Here is a 3,310-nt window from a genome sequence, read left to right on the forward strand (position 1 = left end):
GCGTAAAACGGATTTTATAGACGGGCTAAGGCCGGAGCAACAACGGCAACAACACAGCCTGAAAAGCCGCACCCTCCGGGCCAGCCGAGCCAAACAATTGTTTATTTAAGCGGATAACAATTCCAGCCGCTTTCAAACGAACAGTTTTCTTTCTCACTGCCCGTAAGCTTTTTGCAAAAAGCGTTCCCTTCCGCATCGCTGGCGGTTACGTGGCAATAAATACCAATACCCATAGCAGGCACTATATAACGGTTGGGGTACTGTACCCGGCGGATATGCGGCTGGCCGCCGCCGCCGCCAAAATAATAAATAAAATTTTTCGTGGTGTACTGCGCGGCGGAGTTGCGCGTGCCGGGCAGGGTGATATCCAAATCATCATAAGTAGTGGCGTAGCTGTCGTTAGCCAGCTTGTATACTTCCTGCGCCTGATAGATGGACCGCGCCATGGTTACCGCTTCCGTCCAGCGGCTCTTTTCCACGGCTGCTTCATACTGCGGGAATGCAACCGCAGACAAGATGCCTATAATCAGCACCACCACCAAAAGTTCTATTAATGTGAAACCTCTTTGCATAAATACTCCGGGAAAACATAGATTTGCACGGCGCGGAAGTGGTACGGGGAAGTCAGCGGAACGCAGCCGTGCTTTACCCACTTTATCAAAAAAAAAAAACGAGTCAAGGCCCCTTCCAGGGGGTGGTTTTCTATGCGGATACATCCGACTAATTGAGCCACACCATTTAAGCAATATCGCCAAGCACCGCAAAGTCTGCACGGCCTGCAAGGCCCCTTTTTCTGGCAGCAGAAAAAGGGAGAAAAAGACTGCCGGCCGGTGCCCATAAAATCCAGTTTTACGCGGCGCGTTTTACAACTCGCTACCGCTCAGACAAATAAAACGCTTCTCCCGCGTAAAACGGATTTTATAAACGGGCGAAGGCCGGAACCACAACGGCAACAACACGGCCCGAAAAGTGGCACCCTACGGGCCAGCCGCAGGGTCCGGGCCTTGGGGTGCTGGCCTGCAAGGCCCGGCCCGCAGGGTGCCGGAAAAGAATAAAAAACCGGGCAGGGAAATAAGCTCCCCGCCCGTTTCACATAAAACTAAATATCCGCGCGTATTATTTTTCGTCGCGCACGATGTAGCCAAACCGCTCCAGCATTTTCGTATTGTTGCGCCAGTCGGGCGACACCACCACATTGAGTTCCAGGCGGTATTTGCGCCCCAAAAACTCTTCTATGCGCTTCTGCGCGCGCTTTCTCAGTTCCGCAATCGCACTGCCGCCTTTACCGATAATAATCGGCTTCTGGCTCTCGCGCTCCACGTGGATATTGGCCCGAATGAAATTCTTGGGGCCCAAATCTTCGGTAAACTGTTCAATTTCCACATACGTGCTGTACGGAATTTCTTTTTGGTACAGCAAAAAAATCTGCTCGCGGATAAATTCCGCCGCGTAAAAACGCTCCCAGCGGTCCGTCCACTGGCCGGGCGGAAAATACGCCGGGCTCACCGGCATCGCCGCGATGACGGCTTGTTTCAAGCCGTCCGTTCCCTCGCCTTTGGCCGCAGAAATGCGGAAGGTCCGGGCGATTTTTAAATCGGCTTTTACGCGCGCTTCCAATGCGTCCAGCGCGGCGGCGTCTTTTACCAAATCGGTTTTGTTAATCGCCAAAAATATGGGACAATAAACGCTTTTCAATTTTTCCACCAGTTTGGCATTATGGGAATAATCGGCGGCGGCATCTACTAAAAAAACGACTAAATCGGCTTCTTCGCGCACGGCGCGGTCCACGCAGTTCACCATTGTCTGCTGCAGCTTATACTGCGCCGTTAAAAAACCGGGCGTGTCCACAAACACCACCTGGTAATCATCCCCTTCCGCAATCGCCAAAATATTCTGGCGCGTGGTTTGGGGTTTATGCGTAACGGCGGACAGCAGGCCGCCCGCCAAATTGTTAAGCAGCGTGGATTTACCCGCATTGGGCAGGCCGGCCAGCACCGCAAAACCGCTCTTGAAGTTTTTATCGTCCATAGAAGTATTGTACTTATTTTTTGCCTGGTCCGCCAACGCGCAAACTGCTATACTAAACGTATGAGAAAAAGCCTGCTTTTACTCCTGCTTGCGGCATTTGCCCCCGCCTTTGGGGCGGACAACACCCCCGAGGCCGCCGGCCTGGTGGACGTGGCTTCCGTGCCCGGCCTGCACGTATTTGTGGACCTGCGCTACGCCACCGCCAACAATTTTACCGGTAAAAAAATTTATGATTCCGCCAAATGCTACCTGCATCAGGACGCCGTGGAAGGCCTCCAAAAAGCCGTCCGGCTGGCGGCTGAGGAAAAGGAACCGTTTACGTTTTGTCTGTGGGACTGCTACCGCCCGCAGGACGCCCAGCAAAAACTCTGGGACGCGGCGCCGAACCCCAGCTACGTCGCCCCGCCTAAAAAAGGGTCCCGCCACAGCCGCGGCATGGCGGTGGATTTAACGCCCTGCGATTTTGACGGCAACCCGCTTGAAATGCCCACGGGGTTTGACAGTTTTTCCAAACGCGCCCATATGGATTTTTACGATTTGCCCGAAGCCGTTCTGCGCCGCCGGGAAACGCTTAAAAAAATTATGACCGCCGCCGGATTTACCTACACGCGCACCGAATGGTGGCATTTTGACAAAACCGGCTGGAAGCAAAAACCGCTTTTAAACATTCCCCTGCCAAAGTAACACTCCCGCCGCCACACGCGTTTATTTTACCCGGTAGCAGTTCCAGCCCGTTTCAATCGCGCAGGTTTCACGCGGGGAACCCGTCAGGTTCTGGCAGAACAGATTGCCTTCTTTATCCGCGGGCATTACGTGGCAGTATGTGCCCACGCCCAGCTGTACAATCATATAACGCGTGTATCCGTTGAAATTGCGCCGGCGCAGGATATGCATATGTCCGTGCGCCGTCATCATATTGGACGGAATGCTGTATTCAAAATTTTTGGTTCGGTACAGGGTGGTGAACTGGCGCTGGCCAGGCGGCGTAAAATCCAGCGAATCAAAATCCGTTGCGTAGGAATCATTCGCCAGCTTATACAGTTCCTGCGCGTCGTAAAAAGCCGACGCGGCCGAAACCGCTTCGGTCCAGCGGCTTTTTTCCACCGTACGTTCATACTGCGGAAGCGCAACCGCCGACAATATGCCGATAATTAATACCACAACCAACAGCTCTATTAACGTGAATCCGAGGCTTTTTTGCACGGGATATATCCCCCTATTTATATGAGTTGATATTCCCAATTTATCAAAAAAAAAAAACAATACAAGCCTTTTATATCTT

4 protein-coding genes are annotated in these 3,310 nt (G+C 52.6%); 1 reads left to right on the plus strand and 3 read right to left on the minus strand.

Translation table 11 applies throughout. The annotated features are described in order from the left end of the window. Positions 1-101: 101 nt before the first annotated feature. Together ACQY36_RS07960 and era are read right to left on the minus strand one after the other, a co-directional pair. On the minus strand, positions 102-572 hold the full coding sequence (locus ACQY36_RS07960; protein ID WP_428078741.1) for a type IV pilin protein: 471 nt from the start codon (positions 570-572) through the stop codon (positions 102-104). A 544-nt stretch (positions 573-1,116) separates the two neighbouring features. Further along, the gene (gene era, locus ACQY36_RS07965) at positions 1,117-2,028 is read right to left on the minus strand and encodes a GTPase Era (protein WP_428078743.1); all 912 of its coding nucleotides are present in this window, start codon (positions 2,026-2,028) and stop codon (positions 1,117-1,119) included. A gap of 60 nt (positions 2,029-2,088) precedes the next feature. Here era and ddpX point away from each other — a divergent pair, with 60 nt between their 5' ends. Further along, positions 2,089-2,712, plus strand: a complete 624-nt coding sequence (ddpX, locus tag ACQY36_RS07970; protein WP_428056793.1) for a D-alanyl-D-alanine dipeptidase — start codon at positions 2,089-2,091, stop codon at positions 2,710-2,712. Between the two features lie 21 nt (positions 2,713-2,733). On the opposite strand, the gene ACQY36_RS07975 is transcribed toward ddpX, so the two are convergent. After that, entirely contained in the window at positions 2,734-3,231 is a 498-nt protein-coding gene (locus ACQY36_RS07975; RefSeq protein ID WP_428078745.1) for a type IV pilin protein, read from the minus strand. Positions 3,232-3,310 lie beyond the last annotated feature (79 nt).

Origin of the sequence: Candidatus Avelusimicrobium alvi (genome assembly GCF_958451995.1) — a bacterium.
GTDB lineage: Bacteria > Elusimicrobiota > Elusimicrobia > Elusimicrobiales > Elusimicrobiaceae > Avelusimicrobium > Avelusimicrobium alvi.